Here is a 13,756-nt window from a genome sequence, read left to right as displayed (position 1 = left end):
ATGAAATCTGAAACCAAACATGCTTCTATTGATCCTAAAGGGATTTTGATTGCTTTGGCGATTATAATTCTATGGTTTTTGAGTTTGATTTTTCTTTTGAATTACCAATTTACCTGGGCCAGTCCACTCCTTTACGTGGGAGTTTTGGTTCAAATGCACCTGTACACAGGACTGTTTATTACTTCTCACGACGCCATGCATGGCTTAGTATCCTCAAATAGAAAATTAAATAAAGCTATTGGATGGTTCTCGGCCTTACTATTTTCTTATAATTTCTATAGTAGACTTTTTCCCAAACATCATGAGCATCATCGCTTCGTAGCCACCGCTCAGGATCCAGATTACCATGAATCTGATAACTTCTTTGCTTGGTATTTCTGCTTTATCAAGCAATATGTCACGATATGGCAGATTCTCCTGATGGCAGTTACTTTCAATGTTCTCAAGCTTTATATACCTGTGGAAAACTTAATATTATTCTGGATGTTGCCGGCTGTGTTATCCACATTTCAGCTATTTTACTTTGGAACATATCTTCCTCATAAGGGAGAAAATGATAATATTCATCGTTCATCGACTTTGTCTAAAAATCACTTTTGGGCTTTTATTACTTGTTATTTCTTTGGCTATCACTACGAGCATCATGATTCTCCCGGCACCCCTTGGTGGAGGCTTTGGAGCGTGAAAGAATCTCAATCCTAATTATTAGAATTTTAATGAAATCAGTTATTCTGCTTTTAGCACTTGTATGCAGTTCCTTTACCGCATTTTCTCAAGGAATTGTAAGAGGGAAAATCACAAATCCCATCAATAATCAACCTGTAGCTTTTGCCAATGTTCTTGTAATTGGGACTGAATTAGGAGCTATTTCCAATGAAAATGGTATCTATGAAATCACTAATGTTCCGACAGGATTGTATAATCTTCGGGCAAGTTTTGTAGGCTTTAAATCTAAAACAGTTTTCGAAGTTCGAGTGACTTTAGCTCGACCAGTGCAATTGGATTTTGAACTGGAAGAAGATGCTTCAGAGCTTTCTGAAGTGGTTGTAAGTTCGGAATTTTCCAGATCAGAGGAGACACCCCTTTCGGTAAAAAAGCTTAATGCAAGTGAAATAGAACGATATCCAGGCGGGAATCGGGATATCTCACGTGTGATCCAAGCCTTGCCGGGAGTTGCGAGCACGCCAAGTTTTAGGAATGATATTTTGATCCGTGGTGGTGCGCCTAATGAAAATAAATTTTATATCGATGAGATCGAAGTACCAGTAATCAATCACTTCGCTACACAAGGTTCCTCAGGAGGACCAGTGGGGATATTAAATGTGAATCTGATTAAGAGTATGGATTTGGTAGCTGGTGGATTTGCAGCTAATCGGATGAATGCACTAAGTTCATTTTTTGAGATTCAACTAAAAGAGGGGAGAAGAGATAAAATGGCTACCCAATTGACTGTGGGTGCATCGGAATTGACGATTTCGAATGAAGGGCCGATTGGCGGGAAAACTACTTATCTCCTCTCTGCCCGACGTTCGTATTTGCAGGGGCTTTTCAAGTTAATTGGTTTGCCATTTTTGCCCACTTTCAACGACTTTCAGCTGAAGACGACTACGAAAATCAATGACAAAACCGAGCTTACTTTCATAGGTGTTGGTGCGATAGATAAGTTTGTGCTGAACGAAGACGTGCCTGATGATGAGACTGAAGAGGAGCGGGATGATAGGTTATATCTGTTGGGCGTACTACCTGTGCAGAATCAATGGAATTATACTACTGGTCTTAGGTTGAAGCGTTTCAGGGAAAATGGATTCTGGACCTTCGTTCTGAGTAGAAATATGCTTAACAATCGATCTGTGAAGTATGCAGGAAATGATGAAAGCTCTGAGCAAAATTTGCTGTTTAACTATACATCTCAGGAATCTGAGAATAAATTTCGTGCTGAAAATAGCATTTTTGGAAATGGATATACTGTGAAATATGGAGGAAATTACGAATACTCACGCTATTACATCAGGAACTTTGATAGGTCTATTCTTGCAACTGAAGGGGAAACTGTGGTGGAGAAATCCACTTCTTTTTTCAATTCTTACGGCGCATTTGTATCGGGGAGTAAATACTTTATCGGGGAGCGGCTTTTAGTAACAGGAGGGATTAGAATGGATGGGTCAGACTTTGGTAAGTCTGCTCAAAATCCATTCAACCAGATCAGTCCAAGAGTTTCTGCTTCTTATCAATTGAAGTCTAATTTATATTTGACTGCAAACGCAGGAATCTACTATCAGAAGCCTGCCTATACGGTCTTGGGCTACCGTGAAATGGGTGAGTTAATCAATCAAGCTAACGATGTGAGATTCATTCGTAACGATCAACTGATCGCAGGGATCGAGCTCCAGTCTCCAGAGAAAAACCGAAGATTTACAGTCGAAGCTTTCTATAAGCATTACAGCAACTACCCTTCCTCTATTAGAAACGGCATCTCCTTAGCCAATTTGGGAGCAGACTTCGGCGTAATTGGAAATGAACCTGTAGAATCAAACTCCAAGGGTAGAGCATATGGCTTGGAGTTCTTGGCACAGCAACGATTGTTTAATAATTTCTACGGAATTGCTTCTTTTACATTGGTCAGAAGTGAATTTACTAATCCTAATACCACTGGATATATTGCTAGCTCGTGGGACAATCGAGTTATTATGAGCCTTACAGCAGGGAAGCGATTTGGAAATAATTGGGAATTGGGAGCAAGATGGAGGTATGTTGGAGGGACGCCGTACACACCCTACGATTACGATGAATCTAGTTTAATCTCGAACTGGGACTTGCGTAATCAGCCTATCTTGGATTTCGATCAGATTAACGCGATTCGCTTGAACAGTTTCCATCAGCTGGATCTGAGATTGGACAAAAAGTATTATTTCAATAAGTGGAATTTGAACTGGTATGTGGATATCCAAAATGCCTATAATTTCAAGGCACAACAGCCACCTTCACTCATTCCTGTAAGAGATCTGGAAGGAAATATTTTGGTGGATCCATCAGATCCAAGTCGATACCTGCTGAGATATTTAGACAATCCTGCTGGTACAATACTTCCAACTGTCGGAATAATCGTAGAGTTTTGAGGCTAGCTTCTGAGCGAATCTAGCAATTTGATGATCCTAATAGATCTGCAGTCTATATCCTCGGTACTGTAAATATGCTCGATCCAACGCTGCTGCTCAATTTTGGTTAACTTTTTAAATAGCTCCAACTTGCCTGGATCATCGTTGAGACAATCGATTAGTTCTTGAGGAAGCTTGTTGGGGACTTCTTTTCTGAAAAATCTAATCTTTACCTTATCTCCCTCTTCTTTGCCAATGGCTTTTCTGATCGGTTTGGCCACAGGCAAAAAAACATACCCATTTCCCATAGGCATCAGGTGTTTGTCCTCAAAAGTGTATTCATCAATGGAGCCAGAGATCTCCATCATTCCAAAAGCTTTACCTGTGGTGATAAGGTCTCCGGAAAGTTTAATAAATGTCCAACCTCCCTTACCAGGAAATCTTTCAAGAATAAATGTTCCTTCTACGATCAGTTGCATGAAAAAAGAGCAGGTTTATAGCCTGCTCTATATTTTAAAATTAATTACCAGTAACTCTTCCAAAAACATATCGGATGTTCAATCCAAACTGATCAGCATTGAATCGTGTGTTTTCAATGATTACTAAAGTTGGTCTCCAATCAAAACCAATTGCAATGGGAACATCAGGAAATGCGTATTCAATACCGATTTCACCAGCAGCACCTAGAACAAAGGGATCGCCTAGGTATAATGAAGGACCCACACCGATATAATAGTCGAAATCACTGTTACTGATAGGACGATAGATAAAATCCCAAAGTGCATCAATTCCTACTCCATGACTTCCAAAACTTACGTCTGCGTGGATTCTGCTAAATTGGCCAAGTTCAAATACGCCATCGATAGCCACATTATTTCCATAGAAATTGCCAAATCTGATACCGACTTCTTGGGCATTGCTCTCAAGAGAAGAAGCTAAACCGAAAAATAACACAAGGGACAGAATCTTTAAATACTTCATATAAATAGGGGTTAAATTATAATTGGAAATCTTTGCTATGCAAATATTGACCTTTTTCTGATAATATTCATTTGGAGACAATTATTTGTAATTAGGATAAAATAAACAAGCTAAAGAGGATAACACTTAGTTAAATGGTCACTCAGGTTTGGCAAATTTCTGTACTTAATGAGGTTGTAAATAGTTTATTAGTTATAAATATTACGCAAGAATTTTTACTTTAAATTTATTTTTTTAGCCCGAACTAATATTTTCTTCTAAAATTTTTTAGTGTTCAAGCTCTAGGATCCATTTCATTGGATTTGGTATTTCTTAACGATCACTGGCTCTTAATTTGTAAGAAATTTATTAGGACTAGCGTGTCTTTATGGACGCTAGAAGTAGAGGAGTGAAACTTCTTCCTATCTTACTCCATTAAGCCCACATATTATGAAAATTTTTGAATGCGGAAATTGCTCTCACACGCTGTTTTTTGAAAACCTAAGGTGTGAAAAGTGTGGACATCTCACAGGTTATTCGAATACAACTGCCACGATGTTGACTTTTGAACCCAATACTTATTCTCTGATTTCTGATCGGAACGGGCAAGAATTTAACTATTGTTTAAATAAAGAATTTGGTGTTTGTAATTGGCTCCTGCCTGCTGAGAATGAGAGCGAGTTTTGCCCAGCTTGTGAGCTAAATCGTACTATTCCGGATTTATCCGATGACGAAAACTTCCAGAAGTGGCAAAAGTTAGAAGTCGCAAAACACCGTCTGGTCTATCAATTGCTCGCACTTGGATTGGCTATTCCTCCACAGGAAACTAATCCTGAAATCGGTCTTTGCTTTGATTTTATTTCCAAACAAGGAAATACAAAAATCATGACTGGACATGCTCATGGAGTGATTACCATTTTGCTTTCTGAGGCAGACTCGGTACACCGGGAGCAGATGAGAAAGCAACTTTCAGAGCCATATCGTACGTTGATTGGCCATTTCCGCCATGAGGTAGGTCATTATTTTTGGGATAGATTGGTGGCTACAAATCAAGGAGTTCTCTCTGATTTTCGAGTACTTTTTGGAGATGAACAAGTCGAGTATGGCGCCTCTTTAAAAACGTATTATCAGAATGGTGCGCCAGCAAATTGGCAAGACGCATTTATTAGTCAATATGCAACTTCTCATCCTTGGGAAGACTGGGCCGAAACTTGGGCGCATTACCTGCACATCATGGATATGACCGAGACAGCCTATTATTTTGGAATTTCCGTTCAGCCAATTCTAAATGGGGACAACATGGCTGGATCTGTGGATTTTGATCCGTACACCATCAGCGATTTCAACACAATTTACAATTCTTGGGCGCCAATTTCTTTTGCTATTAATAGTCTCAATCGCTCAATGGGAATTCCGGATGCATACCCTTTTGTAGTGAGTCCTGCTGTGGTGGACAAGATGAAGTTTATTCACCGACTGATATTTAACCTGTGAGAAAGCCTTAATCTAATTCGTTAATTTTTAGAGAAAAGTACTTTATAAGCTCCTGTGGACCAAAGCGCCCATACTATCAGTAGAGGCTGAAAAAACAATCTGATCAAGCGACTCTGATCTGTGTCTAATCCAAAAGCATTCGTGCCATTCACATATTGGGCAACATTTCCTGGGAAGATAAGCACGAAAAAAATTGCGAGAGCGATCCCAAATTTCACTTTATGCTTTGACAAGAAAACCATCCCAAAACCTAGGGTAAACTCAACTATTCCAGAAAGAATTACCACCAAATCTTTGCCCAGAGGCAGCCAATCTGGCACTTGGGCCTGAAACTCCTGGCGTTGGTAAGTCAAATGCCCAACCGCCGCAAAGATCATAAAAGCCCCTAATATTATTCTCAAAACCGTTTGTATGTTGGAGGTTCTTGGGTTTTGCATGGAGTTGTAAATATGCGGTGTTTATATGTAGAAAAAAGATATTCTTTACTGGTGAGATGATTTCCGAATACTCTCCATAATAAACTCTACAAGCGGTGTAGGGTCTTTTAAAGAATGTGGATGATGACCTATGCCTTCTTTTGGGATTAAGGTAATTGTTCCCCCGGCTTTACGGAATTGTTCCGCCAGCAAAGCCGTATTTTCCTCGAAGGGAACTACTTCGTCGGAATCACCATAGACATGGATTACGGGAATTCCAGCCTTCGCAACTTTAATGCTGTTGTATATCGGAATGCCTTTGAAATCTATTACGGAAGCAGAATCTAATCCGTAGGCTTCAAGACATTTCTTCCAATCGGAAGGGCTTCCAGCACCTGCATACATACCTCCCGGCCAACTTTTGATATCGCAAACGGGGGCATCCGCATAAATGCTAAATACCTTTTCGGTATTTTTAGCAGCCCAGTTATATATGATCAGCCCTCCACGGCTCATTCCTTCGAGCACCACTTTTTTGTTTAGCCCATATTTCTTGCGACATAGTTTGTAGAAACCATTCCAAATCTCTACAGCCTCCTCATTCCCATACAGATCAGCTACATCCACATATACTACGTGAAAACCCTTATCTAACAAGGCTTTGTCTAGCTGCGGCTCATGCCCCCAAAATCTAGCTCGCCATATCCAAAGTTTCTCATCATTAGGTGTTGATGGAAAAACTACATTAGCGTCATGACCTTCAAATGTAAACTGCTCTGATTTGTACTCACTGAAAATTGGGTCTTGACCAAAAGAGCTTGTACTAATCAAAAAAGCAAGTAGGCTGAAAAATAGGGTGTTGTGAAGTTTCATCTTTTACATAAATACATTTGAATCAAAAGATAAGATTTTAAAATCCGTCGGAACTAAAAATAAAGCGACTGAGAATTTAATCTCAGTCGCTTTATTGAATGGTTGGAAATAGTATTAATTTTTCAAAGAGGCCATATCAATCACAAATCGGTAGTGTACATCACCTGCAATGGTACGCTCGTAAGCTTCATTTACCTTGTCAATGGAGATAACTTCTACATCAGAGACTATGTTATGCTCAGCACAGAAGTCCAGCATTTCCTGAGTTTCTTTGATACCACCTACTAGTGATCCAACAAGGCTTTTTCTTCCAAAAATTAAGGAGCCTGCGTGAATCTGCTCCATCTGTGGTGGCACACCTAGAAGGACCATGGTGCCATCAGTTTTTAGCAGTTTCAAATATTCATTGTAATCATGCTGAGCAGATACAGTATCAATGATGATATCAAATCTGCCTGACATTTTCTTCATATTCTCAGCAACAGTGGTCAATTCAAAATGATGTGCTCCAAGTGCATCAGCATCTTTCTCTTTCTCAGGTGATCTACTTAGCATAGTTACCTCTGCGCCCATTGCTGCGGCGATTTTTACCGCCATGTGACCTAAGCCACCTAATCCAACTACAGCAACCTTATCACCTTCCTTGACATTCCAATGTTTCAATGGTGAATAAGTGGTGATTCCAGCGCAAAGTAAAGGAGCGACTGCTTCCAAAGGCAATTTGTCCGAAACGCTCAACACGAACTTCTCTGTCACTACGATATGAGTCGAATAGCCGCCGTAAGTGATTGTTTTCTTATCCTGAAGTAAAGAATTGTAGGTTTGAGAATTTCCATTTTCGCAATATTGCTCTAGATCCTTTTCGCAGTTATTGCAGTGACCGCAGGAATCTACAAAACAACCCACACCAACTGTGTCTCCCACTTTATACTTAGTGACACCTGTGCCTATAGCAGAGACTTTGCCTACGATTTCATGGCCTGGCACTACTGGGTACTTCGTGCCGCCCCATTCATTTCTGGCGGTGTGAATGTCTGAGTGGCAGACGCCACAAAACAAAATTTCGATTTCTACATCACTTTCACCTGGTGTTCTTCTATCTAAGTCAAAAAGTGCTAATGGTTGATCAGCTTGTTGTGCTGCGTATGCTTTTACTTGTGTCATGACAATTAATGGTTTATAAAGTATGATGGCACAACATGTCGGTCGCCGTTTTAGTTTTGTTTTTCTGGCGCCTAAGTTATTAGAGCAAAAAAAGCCTGCGATTTTTCTTCGCAGGCTAGATTTTAGAAATATTTAAAGTTTTTAACTTATTCCTTTCGCAGCATCTTTATCCAAAAACCAAATCAACTCTCCATTTGATGGTTGCACCAAGTGAGCAGGGTAGCTCGCAAAATCTTTTTCCTTTTTTAGAATTTCCTGTACTTTTTCAGCCTTTCCAGCTCCCGTTACAAGGAATGCAACAGCTTTGGCATTATTGACGATTTTACCAGTGATGGTCACCCGCTTTTGGCCAGAGTCTGGATGTGTAGCTACCACACAATTTTCTTTAGCATCCCATAATCCAATAGAATCAGGGAAAATAGAAACCGTATGCCCATCATCGCCCATTCCAAGCATGACTAGATCAAACTGAGGAATATCATTCAATTTTGGAAGCTCTTTGTCCAAAACTTGACTGTAGCGATCGGCTTCTCCTTCTGCATCATTTTCTCCCAAAACTCGATGAATATTAGTCGCAGGGATCTCGATTTTAGACAGTAGATGATCTACCGTCATTTTATAATTGCTTTCAGTATCTGAAGGAGCTACACAGCGCTCATCGCCCCAGTAGAAATTGATTTTCGTCCAGTCGATTGTTGTTCCAAAATTAACCGCCAAATAATCGAATATAACTTTTGGTGTGCTTCCTCCAGATAGAGCGATGTGGATAGGTTGATCCCCCTTTGCCAAGTCTCTAAAGTATTCAGAAAATTCCTTAGCAACTTGCTCTTTGGTGTCGTAAATATTAAGTGTCATTAGTCTAGTAGATTTATGAAATCCCTAAATATGCATGATTTGGGACTTTATCATAATGGTTTGAATTACTATTTCGCTCCCTGCCTAGCGGCAAGGCAGGCTTCAGAGCTTTGAGATAGTTAATTTATCATTTTACCCAACCATTCAGGCTGGGCTATGTTATCGAGAACTTTCAGCTCTTTTTGGCGAAAGGCTAATTATACGCTGCGTTCTCTGCGTAATCCTCTGTGTCCTTTGCGGTTTTAATCTTATAGGATACAGAAACCAGTTTCGTCAGTCAGAAGATCTCCTGGATTTCTCCACCCGAAATGACCCTCAAACAAATCATCGGAATTTCTCGGTCCCCAAGTTCCTGCGGGATAGCCGAAAGTTGGGACCTCCTCATTTTCCCAGTATTTCAAAATTGGATCCACAAACCTCCATGCAGCTTCTACTTCATCGGCACGTGCATAAAGTGTCGCATCCCCTTGCATTGCATCGAGTAGCAATCGTTCGTAAGCATCCATGATCTCCGCTGAGTCAAGATCTGAATAGTAAAATTCCAGATTTGCCTGCTCCACATGGAATCCTAAGCCAGGTACTTTTACACCAAATTTAATCAGGATTCCCTCATCAGGTTGAATGCGGATGATGAGTTTATTGTCCTTCTTATACACATCTTGACTTTTGAACACCTCATGGGCCGGAGACTTAAAATGAATTACCACTTCTGTGACCTTGGTAGGCATACATTTGGCTGTGCGGACGTAGAACGGCACATCTTTCCAACGCCAGTTGTCAACAAAAAACTTGACTGCGGCGAAGGTTTCTGTCTTAGAGTTCGGATCTACTCCTTCTTCTTCACGATAACCTTTTACTTTTTTTCCATCTATGGTGGAGGCTACGTATTGACCTTTCATCGTGTGCGTAGCTAATACTTGCGGATCAGTCATGAGGCGGAGTGACTTCAACGCTTTCACCTTTTCATCACGGATTTCTTCCGCGCTAGCATTAATGGGAGGCTCCATGACGATCAAAGAAAGTACCTGAAGCAAATGACTTTGGAACATGTCACGAAGCGCACCAGACTTGTCATAATATCCACCGCGCTTCTCGACACCTACCGTTTCAGCATTGGTGATTTCCACATGATGAATGTATCGTCTATTCCAGGTAGGTTCGAAAATCGAATTTGAAAAACGTGTTACAAGTAAGTTTTGAACGGTCTCTTTGCCCAAATAATGATCTATTCTATAAACTTGAGGTTCATTGAAATATTTGTGTAAGCCCTCATTAAGTTCTTTTGCAGTTTCTAGGCTGTAGCCAAAAGGCTTCTCCACTATGATTCTCTTCCAGCCAGTTTCTTCTTTAGTAAGTCCTGCTTCGCAAAGATTTTTGGCGATTACTTCATACAAGCTTGGTGGTGTTGACAAATAGAAGATGTAATTCTCTTCACATTCTTTTTCTTTATTCAGCTTACCAATTCTCTTAGCCAAAGCTTTGTAGCTGCTATCGTAATTATCGCCTAAGTCCTCATAAAATATCTTGTCAGCAAAATCAGCAATAAAGTCTTTGCCATCTTTGCTAATTCTATCCTTCAAAAATTCACTTTCCTGAACTACCTTCTGGCGGAATTCCTGATCCGTCATCGCGGACCGGCTAGCACCCAAAACCACGAAATTTTCGGGAAGATGCTTGTCTTTGTGCAAGTTATAAATTGCCGGAATCAGTTTTCTAGCAGTCAAATCACCTGACGCACCAAAAATTATTAGCATCTGGTTTTGTGTTTTTTTCATCAGTATGGGTGTATTTTTATGTTTTTTATATCAAATCCCGGCTTTGGGTATGCACAAATTTATCAATCTTGCTATAAAGCCAACCTTCAATCCATTAATTTTGGAAGGAAGAGATGCAAAAATAACCCATATTTAATTCTAACCTTGTAGCAGATAGGGCTAAGAAGGAAATTTGAAAATTAAGATATAGAAATGATGGAGCACAGTAAGTATGATTTTGGATTAGTTGGCCTTGGAGTAATGGGGCGAAATTTTATTTTGAATGTCGCGGACAATAATTTTAGTGCTTATGGCTATGATCTTAGTGAAGCTCAAGTAAAGGCGTTGGAGGTGGAAGCTGTAGACAAGGAAAATGTAAAGGCAACAACAAATGTTGAAGAGTTTATACATGCACTAAAGACTCCTCGGAAAATTATGCTTCTCGTACCTGCTGGAAAAATAGTAGATCATGCGATAGAAAATATACTGCCACTTCTGGACAAAGGTGATATCATCATCGATGGAGGAAATTCATTTTTTACTGACACAGATAGAAGAGAAGCCTATTTGAAAGAAAAGGGAATTCACTTCTTTGGTTCTGGAGTTTCAGGTGGAGCAGAAGGTGCGAGAAAAGGCCCTAGTATCATGCCAGGCGGGGACAAAGAAGCTTATGCTCATGTGAAGCCAATTTTTGAAGCGGTTTCTGCAAAATACAAAGGTGAGCCATGCGTTGCATATTTGGGTCCCAAATCAGCGGGAAACTATGTGAAGATGGTCCACAATGGCATAGAGTACGCCATGATGCAGTTAACATCAGAGATTTATGATTTACTGAAAAAATCCTGTGACCTGACGAATAAAGAGCTTCATCAGGTTTACGAAACTTGGAATAAAGGACGTTTGCAATCATTCTTGGTTGAGATCACGGCTGAGATTTTTACACAGAAAGATGAATTATCTGACGCCGATCTGGTTGATATGATCATGGACAAGGCCAAGCAAAAAGGAACTGGTAAATGGACTTCTCAGAATGCGATGGATCTCGGAATTCCTGTTCCTACCATTGATATGGCGGTGAGTATGCGTGAGATTTCTGCTTTGAAAGATGAACGAGTTCAAGCGGACGAATTGTATTCTCGACCTGAAGTGGCTCATATCGCCAAAGAAGAGTTGATTGCTCAAGCAGAGCAAGCATTATATTTCTCTTTCATAATCGCTTACTCTCAAGGTTTGCATCAGCTTTCCTTCGCTTCCAAGGAATACGGTTACGACCTGGATATGTCCACGATTGCTAAAATCTGGAGAGCGGGATGTATTATCCGAGCTGGATTATTGGCTGATATTGCGGAAGCCTATACCGCAGATAATTCTATACCAAATTTGTTGCTTTCGCCTTCTTTTGTTCCAAAAGTGCAAGATACTTTACCAGCAGTTCGTGAAGTAGTTGCTTTCGCAGCAAAAAATGGAATTCCTGTTCCAGGACTTTCTAGCGCTTTGAGTTATTTTGATGCTTATACTTCGACTAAACTACCACTTAATCTAATCCAAGCTCAGCGTGACCACTTTGGTTCGCATACGTATGAGCGAACTGATCGTGACGGAATCTTCCATACTGAATGGGGGAAAAAGTAGGCAGTTTTCAGAGTTCAGTGATCAGTTTTAAGTCGCAATCGCAGTATTCAAAAGCTCGTCGGATTCTCCAACGAGCTTTTATGTTACCATAGTTTGCCAATCCTGCTTCCGGAGAAGCAGGACAACAGCAATAAAATTGTTCCTTGCGTTCTCCGCGAAACCTTTGTGCACTCTGTGGTTAAAGCAACAAAAAACCTCCCGATCACTCAGGAGGTTTTTGCACTTATATACCGGACTATAATTCTTAATAGATCACTTTTACCATGCTCGTGATGACAGATGCCATACGGATGGATTCGAAGATTCTTTCTTCAGTAGTTCCCAATTCGATCAGGTGATTCTCGTGAGAAGCTACGCACATCTGGCAGCCGTTCACTGCAGAAACTGCCGTAGAGATCAATTCGAAAAACTCTTTACCTAATACAGGAGTCATCATGATGTTCATGCGAAGTCTGGCAGGGATTTGTGCATACTTTTCCTTTTCCACGAAGTGGCGGAATCTGTACAACACATTATTGCTGCTTAGCAAAGAAGCACATGCCACCGCTTCACCGATCTCGGAAATAGTAGCTTCGTTTTCTTCTGCTAATTTTCTAAAAAAACGCTGAAGTGGATTGTTTGCCGCGTTAGCTGCAAGTGCCAATCCCATCAAAGCAACTTCCTTTTGGTTTAGCTTATCACCTTTGAGGATAGTCTTGAAATTGAGTTTCAAATCTTTCACATACCTGGAATCAGCATCGCCCAGATTTCTCAAAGATTCATTGGTAAATTCTTCATTCAGGCCCACTACTTCCAAAAGTTCGGCTACTGATTGATTCATATTTAATACTTCCATGATGTTAGATTTTAGGGTTGAAACAAACAAAGGAGATCCTCAGACCTCCTTTGCTAAAACTAGACTTGAGATCTGAATTAGTTCAGGTTCAATGTTTCTTCGCCTTTTTCCCAGTTGCATGGGCAAAGTTCGTCAGTCTGAAGGGCATCAAGTACTCTCAATACTTCTTCAACATTTCTTCCTACAGAAAGATCGTAAGCAGATACCCAACGAACGATTCCTTGAGGGTCGATAATGAAAGTAGCTCTGTAAGCGATCTTCTCTGTTGCTTCGAGGATACCAAGTTCTTCTGCAAGAGACTTAGAAGTATCCGCTAGCATTGGGAATTTAAGGTCACGAAGATCTTCGTGGTTGTTTCTCCAAGCCAAGTGAACAAATTCAGAGTCAGTAGATGCTCCTACCAAAACGGTGTCTCTGTCTGCAAATTCACCTGCATTCTTGTTGAATTCAGCGATCTCAGTAGGACATACAAAAGTGAAATCTTTTGGCCACCAAAACATCACCATCCATTTGCCATCGGCAGTGTGGATATCGTTGCTGATTGTCTGGAATTCTTGTCCTTTCTCTCTAGATACTACTGCGGTTTTTTCGAAGGCTGGGAATTCAGCTCCTAAGCCTAACATGCGATTGTTCATATTGTTATTATTTTTAGTTTTCAAGATTGTTATACAAAGTTGC

Annotated in this window: 13 protein-coding genes; 4 read left to right on the top strand and 9 right to left on the bottom strand. The window is 40.4% G+C overall.

What is annotated here, in order from left to right; genetic code table 11:
• Entirely contained in the window at positions 1-702 is a 702-nt protein-coding gene (locus tag BVH02_RS14390; RefSeq protein ID WP_086502202.1) for a fatty acid desaturase, read from the top strand.
• Between the two features lie 14 nt (positions 703-716).
• Entirely contained in the window at positions 717-3,116 is a 2,400-nt protein-coding gene (locus tag BVH02_RS14385; RefSeq protein WP_086502154.1) for a TonB-dependent receptor, read from the top strand.
• 2 nt (positions 3,117-3,118) lie between these two features.
• Here the strand turns inward: BVH02_RS14385 and BVH02_RS14380 are convergent, their stop codons facing one another.
• Both BVH02_RS14380 and BVH02_RS14375 read right to left on the bottom strand, forming a co-directional pair.
• Positions 3,119-3,574 carry a DUF1905 domain-containing protein gene (locus BVH02_RS14380; RefSeq protein ID WP_086502153.1) on the bottom strand — a complete coding sequence of 152 codons (456 nt, stop codon included), beginning with the start codon at positions 3,572-3,574 and terminating at the stop codon, positions 3,119-3,121.
• A 40-nt stretch (positions 3,575-3,614) separates the two neighbouring features.
• Positions 3,615-4,076, bottom strand: coding sequence for an outer membrane insertion C- signal (locus BVH02_RS14375; RefSeq protein WP_086502152.1), 462 nt, complete (start codon positions 4,074-4,076; stop codon positions 3,615-3,617).
• A gap of 429 nt (positions 4,077-4,505) precedes the next feature.
• Between BVH02_RS14375 and BVH02_RS14370 the strand changes: the two genes are divergently transcribed.
• The gene (locus tag BVH02_RS14370; RefSeq protein ID WP_086502151.1) at positions 4,506-5,549 is read left to right on the top strand and encodes a zinc-binding metallopeptidase family protein; all 1,044 of its coding nucleotides are present in this window, start codon (positions 4,506-4,508) and stop codon (positions 5,547-5,549) included.
• 20 nt (positions 5,550-5,569) lie between these two features.
• Here the strand turns inward: BVH02_RS14370 and BVH02_RS14365 are convergent, their stop codons facing one another.
• From BVH02_RS14365 to zwf, 5 genes are all read right to left on the bottom strand, one after another.
• Entirely contained in the window at positions 5,570-5,986 is a 417-nt protein-coding gene (locus BVH02_RS14365) for a DoxX family protein (RefSeq protein ID WP_086502150.1), read from the bottom strand.
• Between the two features lie 45 nt (positions 5,987-6,031).
• Positions 6,032-6,838, bottom strand: a complete 807-nt coding sequence (locus BVH02_RS14360) for an alpha/beta hydrolase family protein (RefSeq protein WP_111357151.1) — start codon at positions 6,836-6,838, stop codon at positions 6,032-6,034.
• A 114-nt stretch (positions 6,839-6,952) separates the two neighbouring features.
• Positions 6,953-8,002 carry an NAD(P)-dependent alcohol dehydrogenase gene (locus tag BVH02_RS14355; protein WP_086502149.1) on the bottom strand — a complete coding sequence of 350 codons (1,050 nt, stop codon included), beginning with the start codon at positions 8,000-8,002 and terminating at the stop codon, positions 6,953-6,955.
• A 141-nt stretch (positions 8,003-8,143) separates the two neighbouring features.
• Positions 8,144-8,857: a 6-phosphogluconolactonase gene (gene pgl / locus BVH02_RS14350; protein WP_086502148.1), complete on the bottom strand. Its 714-nt coding sequence runs from the start codon at positions 8,855-8,857 to the stop codon at positions 8,144-8,146.
• A 248-nt stretch (positions 8,858-9,105) separates the two neighbouring features.
• Complete coding sequence (gene zwf, locus BVH02_RS14345) at positions 9,106-10,632, bottom strand: glucose-6-phosphate dehydrogenase (RefSeq protein WP_086502147.1); 1,527 nt, start codon at positions 10,630-10,632, stop codon at positions 9,106-9,108.
• A 192-nt stretch (positions 10,633-10,824) separates the two neighbouring features.
• Between zwf and gndA the strand changes: the two genes are divergently transcribed.
• Entirely contained in the window at positions 10,825-12,243 is a 1,419-nt protein-coding gene (gene gndA / locus BVH02_RS14340; RefSeq protein WP_317045436.1) for an NADP-dependent phosphogluconate dehydrogenase, read from the top strand.
• Positions 12,244-12,487: 244 nt separating this feature from the next.
• On the opposite strand, the gene BVH02_RS14335 is transcribed toward gndA, so the two are convergent.
• Both BVH02_RS14335 and BVH02_RS14330 read right to left on the bottom strand, forming a co-directional pair.
• Positions 12,488-13,078, bottom strand: coding sequence for a carboxymuconolactone decarboxylase family protein (locus BVH02_RS14335; RefSeq protein ID WP_191278337.1), 591 nt, complete (start codon positions 13,076-13,078; stop codon positions 12,488-12,490).
• A 77-nt stretch (positions 13,079-13,155) separates the two neighbouring features.
• Positions 13,156-13,713 carry a peroxiredoxin gene (locus BVH02_RS14330; RefSeq protein WP_086502146.1) on the bottom strand — a complete coding sequence of 186 codons (558 nt, stop codon included), beginning with the start codon at positions 13,711-13,713 and terminating at the stop codon, positions 13,156-13,158.
• Positions 13,714-13,756: the final 43 nt, after the last annotated feature.

Source organism: Algoriphagus ratkowskyi, assembly GCF_002150505.1.
Classification (GTDB): domain Bacteria; phylum Bacteroidota; class Bacteroidia; order Cytophagales; family Cyclobacteriaceae; genus Algoriphagus; species Algoriphagus ratkowskyi.
This window is presented reverse-complemented; position numbering and strand designations above follow the sequence as displayed.